Origin of the sequence: Flavobacterium panici (genome assembly GCF_903819335.1) — a bacterium.
GTDB lineage: Bacteria > Bacteroidota > Bacteroidia > Flavobacteriales > Flavobacteriaceae > Flavobacterium > Flavobacterium panici.
The window spans coordinates 244049-267782 of the sequence record NZ_CAIJDE010000043.1 but is presented as its reverse complement, the minus strand read 5'-3'; the positions used below and the strand labels follow the sequence as shown (position 1 = coordinate 267782).

Below are 23734 nucleotides of genomic sequence, written 5' to 3'. Positions count from 1 at the left end.
AATAGGTTATAATCCAAAACGATATTGTAAACCAGCTAAAGCTTGCGTACGGCTTGCGAGGAAACCTGCTTCAAGCCTAAACATAAAATGCTTATTGTATTGAAACTGCGTTCCAACAATAAAATTCCACATATCCTTTGGTCTTTTTTGCAATGAATATTGAACAGTAGACTGATTTGCAGTACTCAAAGCCCCATCTAAAGTCGTTAAAAACGTACCTGCTCTTTCTAAAGCACGATTAGCGGTATTATGTTTGGCAATATTACCAGGATTTGCCTGTTGAGCAGGAGTTAAACCATCCCACCAAGTATCGACTTTTGTTTGGTTTTCAGATACTTTTGCCAAACCATTATCAACTTTACCCTGCGCCGTACTCAAATCAAAAATATCCGACAAAGCAATATTTCCATTCGTACCGCCATTAATATGAACCCTAAAACCGCCAACCCAAACCGCAATATTGCGTTCCGGTTTACGGAGCTTAAAAGTTTTACCTAATCGCGGGCCAAAAACATAAGAAAACGCAGGTTTATCCAGCGCACTTACATCTGTCCAGGCCATATTCATATCAAGTGCGAGCCAGCCGCCTCCAATTCCTATGGTTGGTGTCATTCCAAAACCAAATGTCGTAGCGCTAAAATTGGCTTTTGTACTAAAATTGGCAATTTCAGTCCAATTATTATCAGCGTCAGGGATATAAATTCCCGCATTGATTTTTGTTGAAGGATTTGATTTTCCAAAAATACCATAGATATTTAAAAAAGGCAGCAGCCATATATCCGGACGAATAGTAAGTGCTCCCGCTTCGACAGAAGATTTATCAAAACGTACAATTTCGTCTAAATTATACATAGGGCCGTTATTAAAACCCACTTGAAGATTACTGATGATAATTTCAGAATCCTGCCAGAAATAATTTAAGGAAAGCCCGGCTGAATAAGGAAGTTTGTATCCTTTTTGAGCTACTTTTTCACCCCAGATAGGAAGGGCATAAGGATAATCGGCAACTTTAAGACTGTCTTTTAACTCCTGGTTTTTTTGTCCTACGATTTTCTCAGTATAAACCTGACCGAAAAATGAAACACTAAATAATAAAAAAACGGCTGATATTAGTTTTTTACATTTCATTGATTAGAGTATTAGTTGATTAAAATAAAACTGCTTGAAATAAATATGTACTAATGTATTCTGAGGGAATTTCGGCTTTATCTTTTGTTTTTACAGGCGTAAAATAGAGGTATTGAAAGTGATTATATGTAATAATATGAGTTAATTATTGTTAAAGTTAACTAAAATTTCTTTTAGGAAGAACTATTTTTTAATAAATATGCTTAAAAATCAATCTATTACGACTTTTTTAAGATCAGATAGAATTACAAACAGAATATTATATTATTTTTACAGTAATGAAATGGATAGCAATACTTATGTCAATTTATTTGATGGCACTTTCAAATATGCCCTGTGCAGATATGGAAGTAAACAGCGCTATGCATAAAACAGCCCGGTTTTCATCAGAAGAAAATCATTCGCATGATAAAGACAACGATTTATGTTCTCCATTTTGTGCCTGCAACTGCTGCGGAGCACAAGTTTTAAGTTACCAGATAGCTGTAAACTTCGAATTCCCTTCAGCTTACACAAAAATTTCAATTCCTTTACCAAGTTATAATTCTGTATTTACTTCTAATTTCTACGGAAGTATTTGGCAGCCCCCTCAAATAGCATGATATCCCGATAAATCGGGTTAGAGAACTGTGGGTTTTCCACAAATGTATCAGACAAACTTTTGTCTCAATTCTCATGTCATTATATATTTCAAATGCTAGATAAAATCATTCAGTTTAGTATACGAAACAAATTCGTTATACTATTATTTACCCTCGTTTTGATAGCGTGGGGAAGCTATTCGCTTAAACAATTGCCGCTCGATGCCTTGCCGGATGTTACTAATAATCAAGTTCAGATTATTACCACAGCGCCCACTTTAGCAAGTCAGGAAGTCGAGCAGTTAATAACATATCCGCTGGAACAAGCTGTAAAAACCGTTCCCGATATTATAGAACTTCGCAGTATTTCCCGTTTTGGTTTATCTGTCGTAACCGTTGTATTTGAAGACAATGTCGATATTTACTGGGCACGCGAACAAATATTTCAACGCTTAAAACAAGCCGAAGAAAATATTCCCGCTTATGCAGGTTCACCGGAATTAGCGCCAATTACAACAGGTCTTGGAGAAATTTACCAATATGATGTTTACGCCAAAAAAGGCTACGAAAACAAATACGACGCCGTAAAATTAAGAACCATTCAGGATTGGATTATTATTCCACAATTACAGGGAATTCGTGGCGTTGCCGATGTAAGTGCCTGGGGTGGAAAACTAAAACAATACGAAATTGCCGTGAACCCAAATACGCTAAACAGTCTGGGCGTAACGATTACCGAAATTTTTGATGCCTTAGAAAAAAACAATCAAAACACCGGAGGCGCATACATAGAAAAAGATCAATACGCGTATTTCATTCGCGGTGTAGGAATGGCAAAAGGCGTAAAAGACCTTGGAAACGTTGTTGTTAAAAACAGAAATGGTTCTCCTGTTTTGGTTCGTGATGTAGCGCAGGTTCGCGAAGGCGTTGCATTACGTTACGGCGCCTCAACAAAAGATGGAAAAGGAGAAATAGTTTCCGGTTTAGTTTTAATGCTGAAAGGCGAAAACTCCAGCGCCGTTGTAAACCGAATCCATGAAAGAATGGCCCAGATTAATAAAAGCCTGCCCGAAGGTGTCGTTGCAGAAGCTTTTATTGACAGAGGAAAACTGGTTGATAACGCCATTGGAACCGTTACCAAAAACTTACTCGAAGGAGCTTTAATCGTCATTTTTGTGCTGATCCTGTTTTTAGGAAATCTTCGTGCCGGATTGATCGTTGCATCGGTAATTCCGCTGGCGATGTTATTTGCTATTATTTTGATGAATGCCTTTGGTGTAAGCGGAAACCTGATGAGTTTAGGTGCCATAGATTTTGGGATTATTGTCGATGGCGCCGTGATTATTGTAGAAGCTTCAATGCATCATCTGCAGAAACTCAAACGCAAAAAAGAACTTTCGCAGGAAGAAATGGATGTTGAAATCTACAATTCGGCATCAAAAATTAGAAATAGTGCCGCTTTTGGAGAAATTATTATTTTAATTGTGTATTTACCAATACTTGCTTTAATTGGAACAGAAGGAAAAATGTTTAAACCTATGGCAATGACAGTTGGTTTTGCCGTAATTGGTGCGTTTATACTTTCGCTGACGTACGTGCCAATGATGAGTGCATTATTTCTTTCGAAGAAAACCGAACACAAAGAAAACTTCAGCGACAGAATGATGCTTTGGTTTGAGAATTTATACACACCATTTTTAAACAAAGCGTTAGCATTCAAAAAAGTAGTTTTAGGAATCTCTCTCGGATTATTCGCTTTAGGATTAATCATTTTCAATAATATGGGCGGTGAATTTATCCCAACAATTGAAGAAGGTGATTTAGCCATTAATGCTTCAATTATGACAGGAAGTTCGCTTACGCAGATGGTGGAAACGACAACCAAATATGAACAAATTCTAAAAGCCAAGTTTCCTGAAATCAAAACCATCGTAACCAAAATAGGAAGCGGTGAAATCCCAACCGACCCAATGCCAATTGAAAGCGGCGATTTGATTATTGTTTTAAAAGACAAAAAAGAATGGAAAGGCAAATACCATAATTGGGAAGAACTGGCAAATGCCATGAAAGAAGAAATGGAAGTAATCCCGGGTGCAAACATTGAAATTTCACAGCCTATTCAAATGCGATTTAACGAATTAATGACCGGAAGTCGAAGCGATATTGCCATCAAAATTTTTGGTGATGATCTTGAAATTTTAGATTCAAAGGCATCAGAATTAATTTCGAAAATAAAAAACATCGAAGGAATTGGAGATCTAAAAGCCGATAAAGTAACCGGACTACCTCAAATTACAATAAAATACGATTACAATAAAATTGCTTTATACGGATTAAATATCTCAGATATCAATCAAATTATTCGTTCGTCGTTTGCCGGAGAAAGTGCCGGAAAAATCTACGAAGAAAGCAAACGTTTTGATGTTGTCGTAAGAATGGATCAGGACAATCGCGCTGATATTACCGATGTGAGCAATTTGTTTATTCCGTTACCAAACGGACAGCAAGTGCCGCTTTCGCAAGTGGCGAGTGTTGATTATGAACAAGGTCCGGTGCAGGTTACACGCGAAGACGGAAAACGAAGAATTACCGTTGGTTTAAACGTTAGAGGTAGAGATATTAAAACTGTTGTAGAAGAAATTCAGCAGAAACTAGACAAAGATTTCAAACTTCCTACGGGCTATTATGTAACGTATGGCGGACAATTTGAAAATTTAATCGAAGCCACAAAACGACTTTCGGTTGCATTGCCAATCGCTTTAGGTTTGATTTTGATCTTGCTGTATTTTACGTTTAAAAGCTATAAACAAGCACTTTTAATCTTTACAGCCATTCCGTTATCAGCCATTGGAGGGGTATTTGCGCTTTCGCTGAGAGGAATGCCGTTTAGTATTTCCGCCGGGATTGGTTTCATCGCCTTATTCGGAATTGCGGTTTTAAACGGAATCGTTCTGATTTCCTATTTCAATCAATTAAAATCAGAAGGAATTCTGGATCCGCTGCAAAGAGTTATAATTGGAACCAAAACCAGATTACGTCCCGTTTTAATGACCGCAGCCGTAGCTTCTTTAGGATTTTTACCAATGGCATTGTCCACAAGCGGCGGGGCAGAAGTACAGAAACCTTTAGCAACCGTAGTTATTGGCGGTTTAATCTCTGCAACCTTATTAACCTTAATCGTTTTACCGATTTTATATTTAATGTTAGAGAAATTTAACCGTAAAGTAAAATGATTTCTCCCGCAGATTTAGCAGATTCGGCAGATTTAATTTTTGATTATAATAATCTGCTAAATCTCCAAAATCTGCGAGAGTTAAAAAAAAAACAAATGAAATGAAAAAATCAACATATAAAAATCAATCAAAAATACTTTGCTCCCGATGGCTATCGGGATTGCGGCTAATTGCATTCCTATTGGCAAGCACAATAACATCGGCGCAAGCCAAAATATCTTTAGAAAAAGCAATAGAACTTGCCAAATCAAACAACATCGACTTAAAAATCGCCGATAAAGAAATAGAAAAACAAACCCTTTTAAAGAAAACCGCTTTTCAGCCCGATCCACTGCAGGTTCAATATCAAGGCGGACAATTCAACAGCGTTGATTTTGATCACAATGTTTCGGTACAGCAATTTTTTCCGTTAGGAAACGTCACAAAAGCCAACCGACAATTGCAGGAAGAACTTGCCAAACTGGCCGAAAAACGAAAAGCTTTATCCTCTTACGAACTGGAAAAAGCCGTGACTTTGGCCTATTATCAATATTTATACGGAATTTCAATTCAAAAGTTAAACTCAGAATTAAATGAGATTTACACTAAATTCCTAAAGAACGCCGAACTCCGTTTTAAAACCGGAGAAAGCGGCAATATTGAAGTAATAAGTGCCAAAGCTAAAGTAAAAGAAATCGAAACTCAAAAAGAACAATTAAATTACGATTTGGCCATTTACCAAAGACAGCTTCAGTTTTTTGTGCAGACGAATGAAAGTATCATTCCGGATGAAACGACTTCATTAAAGTATTCCTTTATAGATAACAAGGATTCTAAAGCAGAAACATTATTGACAGATTTTTATCAGCAACAGATTTCGGTTTACCAAAAAGAAGCCGGAACATTTAAAGCAAACCGAACGCCTAAATTAGGTTTAGGCTATTTTGCGCAAACTATAAATACTGAATCGTTGTTTCAGGGTTTCACGGCGGGATTGCAGATTCCGATTTTTGGAGGCGTAAATACGGCTAAAGCCAAAGCCATAGAAATTAGCATGTCACAATCGCAATTGGCATTCGATAAAAATAAAATTATCCTGAACCTGCAAAAAGAAGAATTGCAGAATAACTTTCAAAAACAGCAGAAAAACCTGGATTATTATCAAAATGAAGGTTTGCAATACGCCAACCAGATTATTGATACGGCACAAAAAAGTTATGCGAACGGCGATATGAGTTATTGGTCGTACATCAGTTTTTTAAATCAGGCCATTGATATTAAAAAACAACTTGCAGAAGCAACGCACAGTTTCAATCAAAGTGCTATCGAACTCCAATTTCCAACCATCAAAAACAATTAAAATGAAGATAAGTTTAACCGCAAAGTTCACAAAGATTTTAGCGCAAAGTTCGCAAAGAAAATTAGCTTATAGCTTACTGCTTATAGCCTATAGCGGAATATTTATTTCTTGCAATGAAAAAAAAGCCGAAGAAACGCATGAAGAAGAAAAATCGCAGACAGAAGCCACATTAACAGAAACTCAATATAAAACCGTTGGCATTGAAACAGGATTTGTAGAAAACAGAAACCTGAATAAAATTATTAAAGCCAATGGTTATACAACAGTTCCACCGCAAAATTCGGCTGAGGTTTCGACTTTAATTGGCGGAACAGTAAAAGATATTTATGTTTTAGAAGGGACATTTGTCAACAAAGGAAAAGTTTTGGCAACGATTCAAAATCTGGAAGTAATTGAAATGCAGGAAGATTATCATTCGGCAACAGCCAATGTTGAATATTTGCAATTAGAATACAACCGTCAGAAAACATTGAGCGATGAAAATGTGAATCCGAGGAAAACGTTTCAGGAAGTAAAAGCCAAATTAGCCGCAGAAAGAGCCCGTGCGCAGGCAGCAAAAAACAAATTGGAAGCATTGCATGTCGGTACAAAAGGAAGTTCGTCTTTAGTACCAATTGTTGCGCCTATAAGCGGTTATGTTGGTAAAATCAGCATTGCTAAAGGCGCTTTTGCCCAAACCGGAGTTTCTTTGTTTGAGGTTGTAGATAACAGTCAGATGCATTTAGATTTAAATGTTTATGAAAAAGATCTGGGTTCCATTTCTATTGGTCAGGTAATCGATTTTGTGTTGACCAATCAATCCAATAAATCAATTAAAGGAAAGATTTTCGGAATCAATAAATCCTTTTCTAACGAAAGTAAAACCGTTGCAGTTCACGCCAAAATTGATCCCGCCGATGCTAAAGATTTGATTTCTGGAATGTATGTTTCGGCAAATATCAATATTGTAAATGCCACCGTCCCGGCTTTACCAAAAGATGCCGTTGTTCGAAATGCTGATAAGTATTTTGTTTTTGTGCAGGAAGAAGAGCATAAAAACGAGAAAACAAAAGAAAAAGAAATTCATTTTAAAGCAATTGAAGTAATTCCCGGTACTACAGATTTAGGTTTTACAGAAATTAAGTTTGTTGACAGAATTCAGCCTGATGCTAAAATTGTTACTGAAGGCGCTTTTTATTTATTATCTGCAATGAAGGGCGGGGGTGAGCATGAACACTAGGTTATTTGCCACGAAGGCACTAAGGCGCTAAGCTCTTTTTAAGCTTGGGCGAAATAATCTCGCAAAGTCGCAGAGCCGCAAAGTTTTTTCTCATTTTATGTCATTTCGACGAAGGAGAAATCTTCGCAAGAAGCTCGACAAAGATTGGATTCTCACTACGGAGTTACTCGCGAAGATTTCTCCTTCGTCGAAATGACAAATAGTACGCTTAATTCTCCAATCAAAAACTTTGCGACTCTGCGACTTTGCGAGATTAAAAACATTTTTACTTAAGAGTAATTACCACAAAATGATTAAATTTAGAGCATAATTTAAACGAAGTTTACAGAACAAAAAACCTGTCCCGATAGCTATCGGGATTAACTTGAAACTCCAAAAATGATACATCAAGATAAAGAAATAAAAAATACTAAAAATAAAACCAAACCATCCTGCTGTTGTTCACACGACGAACCTATACATTCTGATAATGACGGACATGACCACGGCCACGATCACGAACATGGAGCCGAAGGCAGTTTGTTTAAATTATTCCTGCCATCTATTATATCTCTTGCTTTATTACTTATAGGAATTGGTTTTGATTATTATTTCCCTCAAAACTGGTTTTCAGGATATGTTCGAATCGCCTGGTATGTCATTGCGTATCTTCCAGTTGGACTTCCGGTTTTGCGAGAAGCTTACGAAAGCATTGTAAAAGGCGATGTTTTCTCCGAGTTTTTCCTAATGTGTATTGCAACAATTGGAGCTTTTGCAATTGGTGAATATCCTGAAGGTGTTGCCGTTATGTTGTTTTATACCATTGGAGAAACATTTCAGGGAATGGCGGTCAGTAAAGCAAAATCTAATATTAAAAGTTTACTAGATCAGCGTCCGGATGAGGTTAGTGTTTTAGAAAATAATACTGCAGTAAAAATAAAAGCTAAAGATGCTAAAATAGGCGATATCATTCAGCTTAAAGCAGGTGAAAAACTAGGTTTAGACGGCGAATTATTATCAGATTCGGCTTCGTTTAATACCGCAGCTTTAACGGGAGAAAGTAAACCAGATACTAAAAAGAAAGGAGATACGGTTTTAGCCGGAATGATCAACGGAAATACAATTGCACAAGTAAGAGTTACAACGGCTTACAACGATAGTAAACTTTCGAAAATACTCGAATTAGTGCAAAATGCGACAACAAAAAAAGCGCCTGCCGAATTGTTTATCCGCAAGTTTGCCAAGATTTATACACCAATTGTAGTGTATTTAGCAATTGCAATTTGTTTACTGCCAATGCTTTTTGTCGATAATTATGTGTTTAGCGACTGGTTGTACAGAGCTTTGGTTTTTCTGGTTATTTCTTGTCCGTGTGCTTTGGTTATCAGTATTCCGCTTGGTTATTTTGGCGGAATTGGCGCTGCGAGTAAAAACGGAATTCTATTTAAAGGAAGTAATTATCTCGACAGTATTTCGAAGATTCAGAATGTAGTTATGGACAAAACCGGAACTATGACCGAAGGAGTTTTTAAAGTTCAGGAAGTCATTATAAAACCTGATTTTGATAAAGAAGAAATTCTGAAATTGGTTAACGTTTTAGAAGGTAAAAGTACACATCCAGTGGCAACGGCGATTCATAATCATGTTGGTGTAATTGATTCTTCAATAGAACTAAAAAACGTTGAAGAAATTTCCGGACACGGATTAAAAGCTGAAGTAAACGGAAAAGAACTGCATGTTGGGAATTTCAAATTACTGGATAAATTCAATATTTCTTATGATATTGATCCAGGTTCAGTAGTTTACACCACAATCGCCATTGCTTACAATAATAAGTTTGCGGGTTATTTAACCATTGCCGATGAAATTAAAGCTGATGCGCAAGAAACCGTTTCAAAACTAAAAGCATTAGGCGTAAAAGTTACGATGCTGAGCGGAGACAAAACAAATGTCGTTCAGTTTGTGGCTGATAAACTCGGAATAAAAAATGCTTTTGGAGATTTACTTCCGGAAGATAAAGTCAATAAAGTAAACGAAATCAAAGCTAAAAACGAAACCGTAGCTTTTGTGGGCGATGGTGTAAACGATGCACCTGTTATCGCCTTAAGTACCGTAGGAATTGCAATGGGAGGTTTAGGAAGCGACGCTGCAATCGAAACTGCCGACGTTGTAATTCAGGATGATAAACCGAGTAAAATTGCAATGGCAATTAATATTGGAAAACAAACCAAAAAAATTGTCTGGCAGAATATTGGTTTAGCTTTCGTAGTAAAAGCTTTTGTACTAATTCTGGGCGCGGGCGGACTTGCCACAATGTGGGAAGCGGTTTTTGCCGATGTTGGTGTGGCTTTACTGGCGATTTTAAATGCAGTTCGAATTCAGAAGATGAGGTTTTAGTTTGATGAAATTCTGCCTTATTTTGATATATTAATAATTGATATAGAACATTCTAATTGTTTTATATATAGAGATTTTGTAACTGAAAATATATTTAATAATTTATGAATTGGGATAATTATTTATTAGAAGAAAAAGCACCATATGGAGCAATAGCTCATTTAGGAGTTTTAGAAGGAAATGTTTCTGGAATCTATGATTTATCAAAAGTAGATAATGATACACGAGTTCTGAGCTTATCAACTCCACTTAAAAAATTTAAAAAAGCGTATACAAATTTTTCTTCTTTGATTGCAAATGAAAAAATTGAAGCTATTTATGTCAATGACATTGATAAAGAACGTATTTCAGTTTTTTCAGCATTACCAAATTTAAAATATCTACAAATAAGTTAAAACAAGCAGGACGAAATTCCGAATTTAGATTCTTTAAATTCAGTAGAGGTCTTGATACTTGCAAATGTCACAAAAATTCAAAATCTAGATTTCTTAAAAAATATGAAGAATTTAAAAACCCTTTATATTTATGGAATGAATAATTTATATGACTTAACTCCAATTTCTACTTTAATCAATTTAAAAGAACTAGATATCGAGCATGGAAAGATGAATGGTACCGGAAAAGCTGTAAAAAGCATAAGTCCATTAAAATCATTAACTCAATTAAAATATCTCAGATTGGCGGTGAAAATAGAAGATGAAGGTGTTGATCTTAAGTCTTTATATGGATTAAAAAACCTTCAAAAAATTACGATACTTCCTAGATATTTAAAAACTGAAAAATGGAAAAGTTTAATAAATGAATTGCCTTTAATAAAATAGGTTTTAAAATGATTTATACCAAGTTAAATAAAGAAATCGAAAAGTATTATAAGCAAATTGGTATGTATGCTGAATTGCAGTTCTAAAAGATTATGAAGATTATCCAAAGAAAAATGAAGCAGAAAGAATAGAATAGTTTTTTATTTGATGATAGAAGGTTTGAACGGCATAGCAAAAATTGATAAGTTGGATTTGCAAACTTAAGTGAGTTTTTAGATGAAGTCGAGAAAGAAATATAAAATAAAAGCCCATTTCATAATAGAAACGAGCTTTGTTATTTTGATTAATATTAGAAATTATCTTTTGCAAACTGTTCGCAAAACTCTTTTATAGTTTGTCTTACGGTTCTAAATTCCTGTAAAATTTCTTCTTCAGTTCCGGTTGCTTTAGCCGGATCATTAAAGTTTTGATGTATTTTGTGAGCTTTTGAAGGAAAGAACGGGCAGCGCTCTTTTGCATTATCACAAACTGTAATTACAAAATCAAAATCTATATTTTGGTATTCATCAACATGATTTGAAGTATGATTAGAAATGTCAATTCCATCTTCTTTCATCGTTATAATTGCTCTTGGATTAACTCCGTGCGTTTCTATTCCGGCACTGTGAATGCTGGCTTTATCGTCTAAAAAGTATTTTAAATAACCTTCGGCAATTTGACTTCTGCAGCTGTTTCCCGTGCAGAGTACTAAAATGTTTTTTGTCATAATTTAAACTAATAACCAAATGATATTGATGATGCAGAATTTTGGCTCAAAGCCAAAAATAAGCTGCAGCACAATTACAGATGTTGTAATGATAATAGGTTTCTTGTATTTAATTATTTTCTGTTTCATTTAGCAGCAGCCCGAATTTGGAGAACAGCTATTGGCTTCGCTTTTGTAAAGTTCAGTCAATCCTATTTTTTCTTTTGATGCAGGAACGCCGCATGCTTCTTGTGCCAGACAAGCCGTAGTTTTGTTTTTCAGAATAAAATGAGTTCCGTTAAATTCTAAATCATATCTCCCGATGGTTTCATTTTGATATTCAACTTCAATTTCAAAATCTTGAATATTTAATTTTTCTTCTGATAGTTTAATGATATTCAGAAGTTTGCTTGGTTTCAATCTGTGTTCAAAATCATTGGCATTCCACAACTGAAAATTAACGGCACTTTCGTCGCGAATTACGCCGCCGCAGTCAATAAATTTTTTATTGGTAGTTCCAACTTCAGTTACATGAAAATGTTCAGGAACAAAAGCTCCGTTTTCTAATTGAAATACAACATTTTCCAAATTTGGAAGAATGTTTTTAATGTCTGATAGTTTCATTGTTTTTTTATTTTATAGTTATAATGCAATATTGCGATATAGATTTACAAAAAAAGGTTTAACAGCATTTCTGCTCTTTTGTAACAGCAATAATATTAGAGAAATAAGCTTTTAAAATATCAAAAGTATTTTCATCAATGCAATAGCAAATAGCATTTCCTTCTATATTACCTTTTATAAGTCCGGCATTTTTTAATTCTTTTAAATGCTGCGAAACAGTAGGCTGGGCAAGTGGAAGTTCGTTTACAATATCACCGCAAATACATTCATTTACTTTCAAAAGATATTCAATAATAGCAATCCTCGCCGGATGTCCCAAAGCTTTTGCTATTGTGGCAATCTGATTTTGTTTATCTGTAAAATGTTCTGTTTTAGTAGCTCCCATTTTATTTTAAATTTTAATATAGCAATATTACGATATAGTTTTTAAAAGAACAAATCATTTTTAATAAAATTTATTCGTCATATTCAGGTTCTGGATCTAAAAATAATAAAAGCTTATTTGCTCTGATATAATCATATTGTTTTTTTGTGAGAAAGATAACTTTTGAGCCTTCTCCTCCGGTATGTAAATCGTAAAATTTCCCGTTGAGTTTATTTTCAGCTGCAACAAGTTCTATAAATTCAAAAAAGTATAAATCAATAAAATAATCGCTTATCCTAAGAACTTTAGTATACGATTTATTTCCGACTTTAAATTTTAACGTTGACTTTTTAGTTTTTTTGTCAAAAATGTTTGAAATATTGGTTGGATTAAATTGATTATGAGAAATCTTCGAGTATTCTTTTGTTAATTCAGCATACGAATCTTTAAAATTTGGAAGGCTATTAGGAATTGAATATATGATGTTTGGAAAAGCAGAAAGAATTTCGATATAATTATTGTTTTCCTGCTCTGCAACATTTTCTTTTCCCAGATTGATTTGAGCAGCACTTAGATTTGAAAATAACCCAATGTTTGAATACTCTTCTATTACTTTGTCGATTTGCGAAGTTGTAAACTTCTTTTTGTAATCCTCCTGACTTGGTATGATATAAGTTTCGTGTATCTTCAGTGCTTTTTCTTGTTCTTTTGTCAACATCATTATACCAAGAACTTCCGGGTAAGTTTCATCTATATTAAATTTAATTTCATGAAGTCTATACTGAGAATGCTGATCATTCAAAATTTTATTGAAAATTTGATAATAATCTCTAAAACCAATTTTTCTTGCTGAAAAGTGGTCTTTTGATACTACTTCTAATCGATAAGAACTTTTCTGTCTGTAAATTTTTCCACCTGATTTTAACGATACAATAAAATCATAAAATTTATCGGTATCAGGAACAATTTTAAGCTCAAAATCAGTAAAGTTTAATTCTGCGGCTAAAGAAGCTGTTTTTTTATAAATAGCCTCTAAATACTCTTTTGGTTCATTTGTATCATCCTTTGTGTCAATAGTTATAGATTTTTCACAATACAAAAGTAAGTCAGCATGTTCTTTTATCTTTTCCTCATCTATCGCAGCAATAAGACTTTCATATTTGGTATCTGCTATTTTGTATTCTTTAAGAAAACTTGCAAATTTTTTAAGTCTTTCTAAGTGATCTGCATTTAAGGTCTTATTTGTAATATCTTTTAAAAATTGTATTTTATAACTATACGAATTATTATTTATTTGCTGTTGAAAATAGCTAAATTGCTTTTCATTAATTAGATCGCATTTTTTCAGTTTGAAAAGATAATCGCTAAGTTCGATATTTTCTTTTTTTTGTTCTCCTTCAGTAAGTTGTTCATCTTCAATCGCAACCATATCAGTTATAACTTGAAAATAAAAGTGACCATGTAGTTTTTTAAATTCACACTGAAACAATCCATATAAGTAGGAAGTTTTATTTTCCATCTTAAAGTCGAGTTGTTTTAGTTCAAAATCGCTAACATCTTCTTGGTTAATAAGTTGATTGTCGATTAACTTTTGTAAAGTTAAATCTTGTGATTGCGCATTTGTAAAATTGCTTGTTAAAAGCAGTAATAAGATGATTCGCTGAAATAGTTTTTTCATTTTAAGCTCAGTGATATATACTTTTTAGCATTTTATGAAATTTAAAACACTTGGTAAATATATTGCATTTGAGTATTAAAACTTCAATTCAATTATATTTTCATTGTTCTTTAAAACAATTTCTGTTTTATTACTTTCAGAAGGCGTTTGGGTTGGATACCAATTTCGATTTGGTCTTACTAAAATCAATAAACCTTCATCATCGCCAATTGCTGCAAAAACTTCACTGTTATTGTTTTTAGAGAAAAAGCTTAAGTCATGTTCTGCGATTAACTGATTTCCTAATTCCAGCGGATTTTCATTGACAATTCCAATCTCGCTTATATTCAAAATAGATTTAGAACTAAATTCTTCCGTTTGGGCATTATTGAGATCATGACGGGCAATAAACTCTAATAAATTACCATTATTATCGTAGAAATAAACAGCATGAGCATTCCAGTTTTCAAAATGAGTAATCACATTTTGGTCTTCAATAGTAATTAAATCTACTTTGTCTTTACACCATTCAATAGCTTTGTCCAGTTTGTTTGTCGGGATGTTGAAAGCGAAATGATAAATGGATTTAAATTGCGGATTTTCAATGAATTTTAAAATAGAGTTTCCGACTTTAATGGTAATAGATTCTGAATCATTTTCTATAATTAAAAGACGAAGAATATCTTGATAAAATGCGGCAGTCTCTTTTATATTGCTGGTTTGGATCTGGATGTGTTCTAATTTCATGATGGTATTTTTTATAAAAAGAAAAAGCTTCTTTTCTGTTTCAAACAAATTTAGAAAATCAGAATTCTAGTTTTATCAGCAGACTATTTTATGCTTCAATAGAAATATAGAAAAAGAGTATTGTTGCTTTGATAAAAGTTATGTGTTTTTTAACCACAAAGGACACTAAGGTTTTTGCTAAAAGACTAAAAAGATTTAACGCAAAGTACGCAATGTTTTTTCGTAAAGTTCACGAAGATTTTGAGAGAGTTTTATAAACTCAAAGTTCACAAAGCTAAACGTAAAGCTTTGTGAACTTTGAAAAAAACTTTTTCTTTCTTTTAAGCTTAGCGAACTTTGCGAAAAAAATTACCGCGCTTTGCGTTAATAAAAACCTAGCGTTAAAAAAATAAGTATCAAAAATCAATTAAGAATCAAACTTACTTTTTGAGACAAGCTTTTCGCTAATTCCGGTTTATCGCTGTTATTGATAATCCAGGGAATCAGTTTTCTTTTTTCTATAATTTTTTCTTTAGAATAAACCAGTGTAAAATACTCAGCTGGCGAATGGATATTTTTTTCAGATTCTGAAAGCTCTTCGTAATAATAACGGGATTTTTTTAAGGAAGGATATTTGTTTAACAAATAATCGTTTACGGTATAAGTTGCACCTTCTTTATACAAATCGTTGCGAAGAATTGGCGTTATCGTAAGCTTTTTGATATTCAGTTTTAAACTGTGATAAGTGTCTCTTGTAAAGGAAAAGTCAGAAGATTTAAGTTTTCCTTTTTCAGATAACTGCCGAATAGGGGAAAGGCGAACATAATCGCCGTTTATTTCGACTACTTTAAAAATAAGATAATTGAATTGTGAACTTTGGCTTCCATTTGAACCTGTTTGCTTGCTAAAAAGGAAACTTCCCATTTGCAATCGATGCTCTGGGGTGTTCATCGCTTTTTTCCACATATAGGGTTTGTAAACGATTTCTCTAAAGGCATAAAAAACAGCAAGAACTAATATACTTATTAAAAGTAGTTTTTTCATTAATTATAATTTGGGACTTATATTTAACAGTTTTATTTCTAAATTTTCGCTAAAAGTAATAAAATACTAATATCTTTCTTTAAAAAATGAAAATATTTTTTTGTTATTTTTTGTCGCTAGGAACATAAAATTTTAACGCAAAGTCCGCAAAGGTCTGGGTAGATTTTTAACGCAAAGAGCGCAAAGGTTTTTCGCAAAGAGCACAAAGATTTTGTATAAGAGAGTTTTTTCAAACTCAAAGTTCACAAAGCTATGAGTATACATATAGCTTTGCGAACTTTGCAAAAAGACTTTTTCTTTTATTAACCTTAGCGAACTTTGCGAAAATCCTTTGCGCTCTTTGCGTTAAAAAAAACTCTGCGTTAAAAAAACTCAACGCTTAAAATTCCTCCATCCAAAACCAATCAACACTAAATTGAAAAGCAGTAATGGCAAAAACGCTTTTACATAACTTGTTTCTGATTTATCATGAAATGTTTCTACTTTAAAAGTTTCCCATTTTTGCTGATTAACTGCTGCATTATCAAATATCTTCGGATAAAAATGCAATCTTAGTTTTTCATGAAATTTGTTGGTTTCTTTTAGAAATAAAAGCTGGTTTCTCAAGTCTGATTTTGCGATTTCATTCAATTGAATCTGCGTATGAAGCGTTGGAATAAACTGCGCAATCCATTCGCTGGTATTATTTCGCTGTTCTAATTTCGACTCTAATTCTTTTGATTGTATGGCAGATTCATCATCGCCCATTTGCTGCATCGCATAATACCAAAGCCAGCTGAATTCACTTTCCGGTAAATTATAATGTTTAAACTGCGGATAATGTTTATAGAATTTATTCAGCGTTTGCTGTTTATCCATATCCCATTTTTCGTGATAGGCATTTCGCTGCGTAAGCGTTAATTCTAAAGCTTCGGGAACTTTGTATTTATTGATAATATAGGTGTTGATTCCGGCAGGAAGAATGATAATCAGAAATAACCAGATCGTTAATAAAATAACAGCATTGAAGTTCGAATTCTTTTGAAGAGAAACAATAAAAAAGCAAACCGCAAACCAAAATAAAATATATAAAACTGCGATTCCGTAAAATAGGATAAACGCTTTGTCAATCGGAATTTCCAGAAGAAAAACTGCAATTAAAAGTATAAAAGACAAAAGACCAATTAAACTTAAAATACGAATATAAAACAGTTTTAAAATATATAAAAAGGTATTCGGACTTTGTGTTGCCACAATTTTCCAGGTTCCTGATTCTTTTTCTTCGGAAATAATATTATACGAAAAAGCAATAATTAAAAGTGGAAACAAATACAAAAGCACAAAACTAAAATCGATATTTCCAGATAAAAGATTACTTGGATTATTGAGTTCAGAATCGTATTTCTGAGCTTCCAAACCCCGAATCGTCACACTTTGAATCGATGGATTTACATCACGCTGCCCGATTGCTAAACTGCTAATTGGTAAAGTGTTATTGACCAATGAAAACTTAATGTAATATAGCAGAAGTCCAATTTCGTCTTTATGAAAAGCGGCGTTTCTGGCCATATGTTCTTTTTGGTAAATGGCAGCTTCATCTATATTATTTTGCTGTTTTTTCTGAAACTGACGGCCAATTAAAAGGCTTATAAAGCCAATGATTAATAAAAAAAGTAAGCCAATTTTGGTACCTTTTGAGCGGATGAAATTTTTAAATAAGAGAACTAACATATTAAATGGCTTTTAGGTTTTTAGCAGCAATTTTGATCAAAACAAACAGCAGGATTATCCATAGCAATATGGAGATGACAGCAGTGATTTCGGACTTTAAGACTTCCCAAACTGGTTTTGGTTCATAATGAAATTCTTCAATAATAGCCCAGTGTCTTTTGTCAATTGTTAAAGGTTTATCCTTTGGACCGGGTTTTTTATTGCTGATGTATTTTATTTGTAACGCATTCATTTTCTGCGCCATATTGTAGCGGTAATTTTCCGCTTGCTGCTGAAAATCGATGTACGAATCATAATCTGTATTGGATAATCCCATCGATAAGTTTTTCATGGCGATGTATGGATTTACGAATGAAACAGCTTTAGAAAAACTATTTTGTTTTTCGTAAATTTTTAGAAGATCTTCTAAATGTTTATTATAAATATTTGAACTGATTCTTTCGCCTTCGGTCATAATAAATCCGGAATAATTAAAAGGAAGTTTTTGTACCGAATCGACTTTGTAAACACGTAACAAAGAATCTTTTATGGCTTTATAATGCACATCATTCGGATTATGACTGTCACCTTGTTTCAGGATGTCTTTTTCAATATCGCTGTTAAAACGGATTTTCGAAGGTGCTTCATATAAATACGCTCCAATTGCCTGTGTTGTTCTTGGCAGAATAATGGTCAAAATAAGCCAGATTCCAATTAAAGAAACCAACGCTTTTTTTGAAGTTTTGCTTGACGCCGAAACCAAAACGGCAACGACACAAAAGAACATCAGATAAATAAAATGAAACCCAACAAACAATAGCATTTTTATCGTTTCATCTGCCGAAATGCTAAAGCTTTGAAGCAGTAACCAAATCAAAACCAATACAATAATGGTTGGAACAAAAAGCAGCATAACAACGCTTGCAATTCCAAGGATTTTACCAAACAAAAACTGTTTCCAATTAATTCCCTGACTTAAAAGAATTTTTAAAGTTCCGTTTTCCCTTTCGTAAGCGACTGAATTAAAGCCAACAAAAAAGATCAGTAAAGGCAGTAAAACCTGCAAAACCATCGCAATACTGATTTCGCCAAAACGAAGCATACTGTTAGAGAATCCAGCTTCAGAGAAATTGGCGGTATTTTGTTTGTGCGCTTCGAGGAAAATAGCATTTCCAAAAAACGGTTCCATCCCGAATTCAAAAACGCTTAAAGACGTGCTTTTTCTAAAAGCAAAATTCCCGTAGTGTGCCATTCTATGCGGGTTTTTATCCGGATTTTTTAGCCAGTCTTCGCGTGATTCATGCTGATATTTTTCGCTGGTTTCGTTTTGGCTTTTGTAATTATCCCAACCCGAAAAAGCTGCAAATAAAAGCAGCGCACCAATAAAAAGTGTAATAATATAAATCGCCGAATTTTTAAAAACAGCATTTTTAAAATGTCTGGCTATGAGGATTTCTTTATGTAATAATTTCATATTAATTAAGATTTATCTGTTGAGTATAATTTGTTTAAACACATAGAAACATAGTTTTTAGGTGATTTAAAAAAAGGCGTTTCACTTGCATAAATTCACATAGCTATTGTGTTAGAAACTAGTTTCTTTCAATTATCTTCTTTAGTAAAAAAATCTATGTTTCTATGTGTTTAAATATTTTTCAACTCAACGAATTAAAATTTATAAGTTACGGTAAGGCTTACGTTTCGTGGACTTCCGGGAAACAAACGCAAATAATTCTGCGCGCCAAGCCAATACGTTTTGTTTAATAAATTGCCGGCATTTACAGCAATCTGCACATTACTTTTGCTTGGTTTGTAAAATAAAGCAGCGTCAAAAATCGTAAAATCAGGAAGTGTAAAATCTCTTGTAAACCAAGGCACTTTTGAGCTTTGATACTGCATTCCAATTCCAATTCCTAAGTCCTGCAAAGCAGAATCAGAAGCAAAGTTGTAGCGTGTCCATAAATTCGCGCTGTTTTTTGGTGTGTTTTGTTTTCTGGCACCAATTAAAGCCGGATTATTGTCCTTGATAATTTCGGCATCGATATAGCTGTAGGAAGCATTTATCTGCCAGTCGGGCGTAATATAACCTGCTAAATCGCATTCAAAACCACGGCTTCGTTCTGCACCTCTTGTAACCAATAAATCAGGATTTGCAGGATCATTTGCATTCATTAAAATATTGCGCTGTCTGATTTCATAAATGGCCGCGTTAAAACTCATTGAGTTATCTAAAAAAGTTGTTTTTATTCCCACTTCTTTCAAATCACTTTTAAGCGGATCGAACAAACTTCCCGCTGGTAATGAACCCGTTTGCGGCATTAAAGTAACCGTATTCGATTGCGGCTGATAGCCTTCGAGATAAGTTGTGTAGACATTTATCGCATTATTTACGGCATAAGTAATTCCAACTCTTGGCAGCAAAGCCGATTTTTTTACTTTCAGTTCGTTATTGGTTTCGTAGTTCGTAATATCTTCAAACCATTCGTTTCGCAAACCCAATAAAAAAGTAAATTTTTCCCATTGAATCTGATCCTGAATATATACCGCATTTGTAGTCGTTAATGCCGATGGAAGTGCAGTTCGAACATTCAGCGTATAATCTTCGGGGCTTGTAATTTTATAAATGGGATTGTTCAGGTTGAAATATTCGACATTTGGTTTTGGCAATACAACGCCGTCAACTGTAATAGTTTGATAATTTGAGGCATTCGCTAAAACAAAAGAACTCGTAACCGTACCATCTTTTAATAAATAACCTCTGGCTGCGTTTTGCCCGCCGCCTTTATTTTTGTTCCAACTGCTTAAATCGTAACCCGTTAGTAATTTATGTTTAAGTTTTCCGGTTTTGAAATCGAAGTTTAAAAAAGCATTCAAATTGTCGATATCCCAATTTTGCTGACGCTGCACAAACTGCATCATTGCCAGACTTGTTACAGGCTGATTGTTTATATCGACGGCAAATGCATTTGTAGTTCTGTGTTCCTGAAGATCTTCTGTCCAGGTTTGTTTCATGTATGATGCATTAAAACCAATTTTTGAACTGAATTTATGGGCAAAATTGGTCATCAAAATCATTTCTTTCGACTTAAAAAAATCACTCGGAGCTCCCAGATTTAAGCTGATTGGAGTTTTATTTAAACTTGTTTTTCCGGCAACGGCACCAAAAATAGGCTGGCCTCTGTCAAGATTCCCGTTCATATCGCTCAAAATCAACTCCGTATTAATGGCAGTTTTTTCATTTGGGATATAACTGAAGGAAGGTGAAATCAAAAACGATTTATTATTCACTAAATCACGAAATGATTTTGCCTGCTGATACGCACCGTTTACACGATACAAAAGTGTTTTTGATTCGTTTAGAGGGCCTGTAAAATCAAGCGTTTCGCGTAAAGTGCTGAAACTGCCCACGCTCATACTGATTTCTTTTCGGTCAATTGCTAAAGGTTTTTTGGTTACCATATTGATACTTCCGCCCGGATCTACAGATGAAAATGTCGCACTCGACGGGCCTTTAATCACTTCAACTCGCTCAATATTACTCGTTAAAGGCTGTAAAAAATAATATTGACGTGTTCGCATTCCGTTGATAATCTGACCTTCTTCATTTTGGCTGATACCTCGAATCGTGTATTGATTGTAATAACTTGCCGGAATCACACCACTTGCCATTTTTACGGCATCGGCTAGATAAAAAGCACCTTTATCTGTAATAAGTTCTTTGGTTATGGTTGAGATAGACTGCGGAATATCTTTGTTTAAAGCGGCTGTTTTTGTGGCGGCAAATGAATAATCGCTGGTGTATTTTTTTGTCGAACGCCCCACGATTTCAACGGTTTGTAATTCGGTTCTGGCCATTTTAACAGAATCCTGAACAATACTGTCTGTGTTTTTTTTATTAGTCTGCGATTGTATGGAATGTGTGGCAATTATTAAAAATAAAAAGAGAATTATAGGTTTCATTTTATACTTTGATTGGAAATATCTTTTCCTTTAAACGGTTTGTAAATACAAGTCTTCGAGTTCGTTTGCTGAGATTTTATCGGCTTCGATTACCGTGACTAAATTTCCTTGCTTCATAATGCCAATGTGCGAAGCAACTTCTCTGGCTCTGAAAATGTCATGCGTTGCCATTAAAATTGCCGTACCGTCGGCAGAAAGCTCTTTTAAAATCTGCGAAAATTCGTTAGAAGCTTTTGGATCTAAACCGCTCGTAGGTTCGTCTAGTAAAAGCACTTTTGCTTTTTTGGCAATCGCAATCGCAATTCCTACTTTTTGGCGCATTCCTTTAGAATATCCGCCTAAGTTTTGATCGTGCGCTGCGGCCTGCAAACCGGCTTTATTAAGGAAATAAGTTAATTCTCCAGCAGAATATTTGAATCCGGCCAGAGACGAAAAGAATTTTAGGTTTTCTAAACCCGTTAAATTGGGATATAACATTACAGTTTCGGGAATGTAAGCAACGTGTTTTTTGGTTTCCTGATTGTTTTGAGTAACCGAAATGTTATTGATTTCCAATTCTCCCGATGTTGGTTCGATAAAACCTAAAAAAAGATTTATTGTAGTGGTTTTTCCGGCGCCGTTTTGCCCTAAAAGCGCAAAGATTTCGCCTTCGTTTATGGTTAAGTTTAAAGAATTCAAAGCGGTATGATCACCATATTTTTTGGTGAGATTTTTTGCTGTAAGCATAGTTTTTATGTATTTGGTAAATTGATTTTAAACAGATATAGAAACCTCAGGCTTTTACTTGTTTCGTAAAGGCTTAATATGATTTTCTAATTTTGAGAAGTGGTAATTTACTACAAGGATAAAAAGGCTGATTTGAGTTCCAAATAAAGGAACTAAACAGCTGTAAAATAGTATTTCTTTTTACCCAATTTTGAATAGGTAAAAAGCTGTTTTATTTAAAAATTAAAATGTAGTAAATTAAATGAATGCGGGAGGTGCACGCAGTGCAAAGAGACTGCCTTTAAAAAATGCTGTATAAACCTTCGAATAAAAGAATTTATAAGAGGTTTCAGCCGTTATTTTATGAAATGATAAGGTCTGAAAAGAATTCGGAATAAAGGTACTAAAGGCAAAATGGCAAATATGACAATTGGCATCGACCGAATGGCTGTGCGTTATTTGTTTTTGCCCCGCAATAGTTTTATGCTCACAGTGTTTCTCAGAAGCCTGTCTTAAAATATGCTCGTAGGAGTGAACCGTCTGAAACAGCATGGCGAACAATACTGCAAAAGACATCAGTAAATTTACAACTACGATTTTCTTTTTCATTCGGTGGTATTTCTGCTGGATATTTAACCGTTTCATTATGAAACAAATAAACGCAACAGTGTTGCAAATATAAATATCTTAATTTAGAAATACACTAATGCAACATTATATTTTTAATGAAATACCAGTAAACCGCCTGAATTTATTGATTTTACAAATTACTGTATAGTAGTTGCAGTGTATGAAAATCAGAAGATCCGTCGAAGTATTTATGCAAAACTTCCTGAAAAACCGGTTCTGTATTTTGAATACTTGCAAAAAGCGTCATACAGGATTGCAAATTTTCAACATCTGGCGTACCAAATATATCTACAGCTTCGAGTTCGTCTTTTTTGACTAATTCTTCTGTTATTTCTATAAGGTGTTTTCCTAAAATTGGATGCTCAAGAAAAGCGATTGCTTCATCGGCATTTTTAATTTCGTAGAATTTTGATGTATCAGTAGAACCCATTCCTTTTATCTGCGGAAAAATGCACCACATCCACGGAGATTCCTTTTTACCTTTCTTAATTTCATCAAGAGCAGTTAGATACAATTTGTTTTGAGCATCTAAAAACCGAAGTAATTCGTTGTTGTTGTAAGCCATTCTTTACTTAATTGATTTGGGGGTATCAGATCATAAAACTACAGAAAATATGTTTAGTTGTACATTACAAAACCCTTTTTTTACTGCTATTTTTTTTGAATATTACGAACAAAAATTGTTGAAAAAAATACCGTAAAAATTTAGCTGCAAAAAGATTCAAATAGCAAGCTAAGTTCTTAATGTTTTGCCACGAAGACGCGAAGGCACTATTTTTTTAATCTCGCAAAGTCGCAGAGTCGCAAAGTTTTTGTTTAAAGAAAAATATTCAATAGCGTCCAGCTTTAGCTGGATGTAAAAATACAGGCAAAGAAAAGGCTTTAGCCGAACTTTACTAGTTCGGCTGAAGCCTTTTTGCTATTGAAATAAAAACCTCCAGCTAAAGCTGGAG

21 protein-coding genes are annotated in these 23734 nt (G+C 34.1%); 7 read left to right on the top strand and 14 right to left on the bottom strand.

The genetic code is table 11. The annotated features are described in order from the left end of the window. Positions 1–6: 6 nt before the first annotated feature. Positions 7–1128 carry a hypothetical protein gene (locus FLAPXU55_RS12395; RefSeq protein WP_180857915.1) on the bottom strand — a complete coding sequence of 374 codons (1122 nt, stop codon included), beginning with the start codon at positions 1126–1128 and terminating at the stop codon, positions 7–9. Between the two features lie 278 nt (positions 1129–1406). On the opposite strand from FLAPXU55_RS12395, the gene FLAPXU55_RS12390 reads away from it, so the two are divergent. The 7 genes from FLAPXU55_RS12390 to FLAPXU55_RS24015 all read left to right on the top strand — a co-directional run bounded on the left by FLAPXU55_RS12390 (position 1407) and on the right by FLAPXU55_RS24015 (position 10697). Beyond that, entirely contained in the window at positions 1407–1730 is a 324-nt protein-coding gene (locus tag FLAPXU55_RS12390; protein ID WP_235992038.1) for a DUF6660 family protein, read from the top strand. Positions 1731–1822: 92 nt separating this feature from the next. Further along, positions 1823–4942 (top strand): efflux RND transporter permease subunit, encoded by a 3120-nt coding sequence (locus tag FLAPXU55_RS12385; protein ID WP_180857914.1) that lies wholly within the window; start codon positions 1823–1825, stop codon positions 4940–4942. Positions 4943–5042: 100 nt separating this feature from the next. Further along, complete coding sequence (locus tag FLAPXU55_RS12380; RefSeq protein WP_180857913.1) at positions 5043–6281, top strand: TolC family protein; 1239 nt, start codon at positions 5043–5045, stop codon at positions 6279–6281. Between the two features lies 1 nt (position 6282). Further along, positions 6283–7500 (top strand): efflux RND transporter periplasmic adaptor subunit, encoded by a 1218-nt coding sequence (locus tag FLAPXU55_RS12375; protein WP_180857912.1) that lies wholly within the window; start codon positions 6283–6285, stop codon positions 7498–7500. A 378-nt stretch (positions 7501–7878) separates the two neighbouring features. Further along, positions 7879–9876 carry a heavy metal translocating P-type ATPase gene (locus tag FLAPXU55_RS12370; protein ID WP_180857911.1) on the top strand — a complete coding sequence of 666 codons (1998 nt, stop codon included), beginning with the start codon at positions 7879–7881 and terminating at the stop codon, positions 9874–9876. 104 nt (positions 9877–9980) lie between these two features. After that, positions 9981–10271: a hypothetical protein gene (locus FLAPXU55_RS24020; protein ID WP_219637262.1), complete on the top strand. Its 291-nt coding sequence runs from the start codon at positions 9981–9983 to the stop codon at positions 10269–10271. 15 nt (positions 10272–10286) lie between these two features. Beyond that, positions 10287–10697 (top strand): hypothetical protein, encoded by a 411-nt coding sequence (locus tag FLAPXU55_RS24015; RefSeq protein ID WP_455550750.1) that lies wholly within the window; start codon positions 10287–10289, stop codon positions 10695–10697. A 289-nt stretch (positions 10698–10986) separates the two neighbouring features. Here the strand turns inward: FLAPXU55_RS24015 and FLAPXU55_RS12360 are convergent, their stop codons facing one another. The 13 genes from FLAPXU55_RS12360 to FLAPXU55_RS12305 form a co-directional block, all read right to left on the bottom strand. Next, positions 10987–11403, bottom strand: a complete 417-nt coding sequence (locus tag FLAPXU55_RS12360) for an arsenate reductase ArsC (protein ID WP_180857910.1) — start codon at positions 11401–11403, stop codon at positions 10987–10989. Between the two features lie 3 nt (positions 11404–11406). Beyond that, on the bottom strand, positions 11407–11532 hold the full coding sequence (locus FLAPXU55_RS24180) for a hypothetical protein (RefSeq protein ID WP_256379778.1): 126 nt from the start codon (positions 11530–11532) through the stop codon (positions 11407–11409). After that, positions 11533–12006: a DUF6428 family protein gene (locus FLAPXU55_RS12355; protein WP_053470307.1), complete on the bottom strand. Its 474-nt coding sequence runs from the start codon at positions 12004–12006 to the stop codon at positions 11533–11535. 58 nt (positions 12007–12064) lie between these two features. Then, positions 12065–12391 carry an ArsR/SmtB family transcription factor gene (locus FLAPXU55_RS12350; protein WP_053470308.1) on the bottom strand — a complete coding sequence of 109 codons (327 nt, stop codon included), beginning with the start codon at positions 12389–12391 and terminating at the stop codon, positions 12065–12067. A gap of 70 nt (positions 12392–12461) precedes the next feature. Further along, on the bottom strand, positions 12462–14048 hold the full coding sequence (locus FLAPXU55_RS12345) for a hypothetical protein (protein WP_180857909.1): 1587 nt from the start codon (positions 14046–14048) through the stop codon (positions 12462–12464). A 75-nt stretch (positions 14049–14123) separates the two neighbouring features. Next, positions 14124–14774, bottom strand: a complete 651-nt coding sequence (locus tag FLAPXU55_RS12340) for a VOC family protein (protein ID WP_180857908.1) — start codon at positions 14772–14774, stop codon at positions 14124–14126. Positions 14775–15176: 402 nt separating this feature from the next. After that, positions 15177–15797 carry a hypothetical protein gene (locus FLAPXU55_RS12335; protein WP_180857907.1) on the bottom strand — a complete coding sequence of 207 codons (621 nt, stop codon included), beginning with the start codon at positions 15795–15797 and terminating at the stop codon, positions 15177–15179. Positions 15798–16169: 372 nt separating this feature from the next. Continuing rightward, on the bottom strand, positions 16170–17507 hold the full coding sequence (locus tag FLAPXU55_RS12330) for a DUF3526 domain-containing protein (RefSeq protein WP_180857906.1): 1338 nt from the start codon (positions 17505–17507) through the stop codon (positions 16170–16172). A 1-nt stretch (position 17508) separates the two neighbouring features. After that, a complete protein-coding gene (locus FLAPXU55_RS12325) occupies positions 17509–18960 on the bottom strand; it encodes an ABC transporter permease (RefSeq protein WP_180857905.1) in 1452 nt (483 codons plus the stop codon). 194 nt (positions 18961–19154) lie between these two features. Continuing rightward, entirely contained in the window at positions 19155–21446 is a 2292-nt protein-coding gene (locus tag FLAPXU55_RS12320) for a TonB-dependent siderophore receptor (RefSeq protein WP_180857904.1), read from the bottom strand. A gap of 30 nt (positions 21447–21476) precedes the next feature. Next, entirely contained in the window at positions 21477–22172 is a 696-nt protein-coding gene (locus FLAPXU55_RS12315; RefSeq protein ID WP_180857903.1) for an ABC transporter ATP-binding protein, read from the bottom strand. 237 nt (positions 22173–22409) lie between these two features. Further along, entirely contained in the window at positions 22410–22760 is a 351-nt protein-coding gene (locus FLAPXU55_RS12310) for a hypothetical protein (RefSeq protein WP_180857902.1), read from the bottom strand. Between the two features lie 151 nt (positions 22761–22911). After that, on the bottom strand, positions 22912–23346 hold the full coding sequence (locus FLAPXU55_RS12305; RefSeq protein WP_053470316.1) for a DUF1810 domain-containing protein: 435 nt from the start codon (positions 23344–23346) through the stop codon (positions 22912–22914). Positions 23347–23734: the final 388 nt, after the last annotated feature.

Bases quoted from the DNA above. Each gene is read 5' to 3' on its own strand.
- FLAPXU55_RS12320 (WP_180857904.1), bottom strand. From the start codon at position 21,446: ATGAAACCTATAATTCTCTTTTTATTTTTAATAATTGCCACACATTCC.
- FLAPXU55_RS24180 (WP_256379778.1), bottom strand. From the start codon at position 11,532: ATGAAACAGAAAATAATTAAATACAAGAAACCTATTATCATTACAACA.
- FLAPXU55_RS12350 (WP_053470308.1), bottom strand. From the start codon at position 12,391: ATGGGAGCTACTAAAACAGAACATTTTACAGATAAACAAAATCAGATT.
- FLAPXU55_RS12370 (WP_180857911.1), top strand. From the start codon at position 7,879: ATGATACATCAAGATAAAGAAATAAAAAATACTAAAAATAAAACCAAA.
- FLAPXU55_RS12385 (WP_180857914.1), top strand. From the start codon at position 1,823: ATGCTAGATAAAATCATTCAGTTTAGTATACGAAACAAATTCGTTATA.
- FLAPXU55_RS12335 (WP_180857907.1), bottom strand. From the start codon at position 15,797: ATGAAAAAACTACTTTTAATAAGTATATTAGTTCTTGCTGTTTTTTAT.
- FLAPXU55_RS12305 (WP_053470316.1), bottom strand. From the start codon at position 23,346: ATGGCTTACAACAACAACGAATTACTTCGGTTTTTAGATGCTCAAAAC.
- FLAPXU55_RS12330 (WP_180857906.1), bottom strand. From the start codon at position 17,507: ATGTTAGTTCTCTTATTTAAAAATTTCATCCGCTCAAAAGGTACCAAA.
- FLAPXU55_RS12360 (WP_180857910.1), bottom strand. From the start codon at position 11,403: ATGACAAAAAACATTTTAGTACTCTGCACGGGAAACAGCTGCAGAAGT.
- FLAPXU55_RS12345 (WP_180857909.1), bottom strand. From the start codon at position 14,048: ATGAAAAAACTATTTCAGCGAATCATCTTATTACTGCTTTTAACAAGC.
- FLAPXU55_RS12390 (WP_235992038.1), top strand. From the start codon at position 1,407: ATGAAATGGATAGCAATACTTATGTCAATTTATTTGATGGCACTTTCA.
- FLAPXU55_RS24020 (WP_219637262.1), top strand. From the start codon at position 9,981: ATGAATTGGGATAATTATTTATTAGAAGAAAAAGCACCATATGGAGCA.
- FLAPXU55_RS12355 (WP_053470307.1), bottom strand. From the start codon at position 12,006: ATGAAACTATCAGACATTAAAAACATTCTTCCAAATTTGGAAAATGTT.
- FLAPXU55_RS12380 (WP_180857913.1), top strand. From the start codon at position 5,043: ATGAAAAAATCAACATATAAAAATCAATCAAAAATACTTTGCTCCCGA.
- FLAPXU55_RS12325 (WP_180857905.1), bottom strand. From the start codon at position 18,960: ATGAAATTATTACATAAAGAAATCCTCATAGCCAGACATTTTAAAAAT.
- FLAPXU55_RS12395 (WP_180857915.1), bottom strand. From the start codon at position 1,128: ATGAAATGTAAAAAACTAATATCAGCCGTTTTTTTATTATTTAGTGTT.
- FLAPXU55_RS12375 (WP_180857912.1), top strand. From the start codon at position 6,283: ATGAAGATAAGTTTAACCGCAAAGTTCACAAAGATTTTAGCGCAAAGT.
- FLAPXU55_RS12315 (WP_180857903.1), bottom strand. From the start codon at position 22,172: ATGCTTACAGCAAAAAATCTCACCAAAAAATATGGTGATCATACCGCT.
- FLAPXU55_RS12310 (WP_180857902.1), bottom strand. From the start codon at position 22,760: ATGAAAAAGAAAATCGTAGTTGTAAATTTACTGATGTCTTTTGCAGTA.
- FLAPXU55_RS12340 (WP_180857908.1), bottom strand. From the start codon at position 14,774: ATGAAATTAGAACACATCCAGATCCAAACCAGCAATATAAAAGAGACT.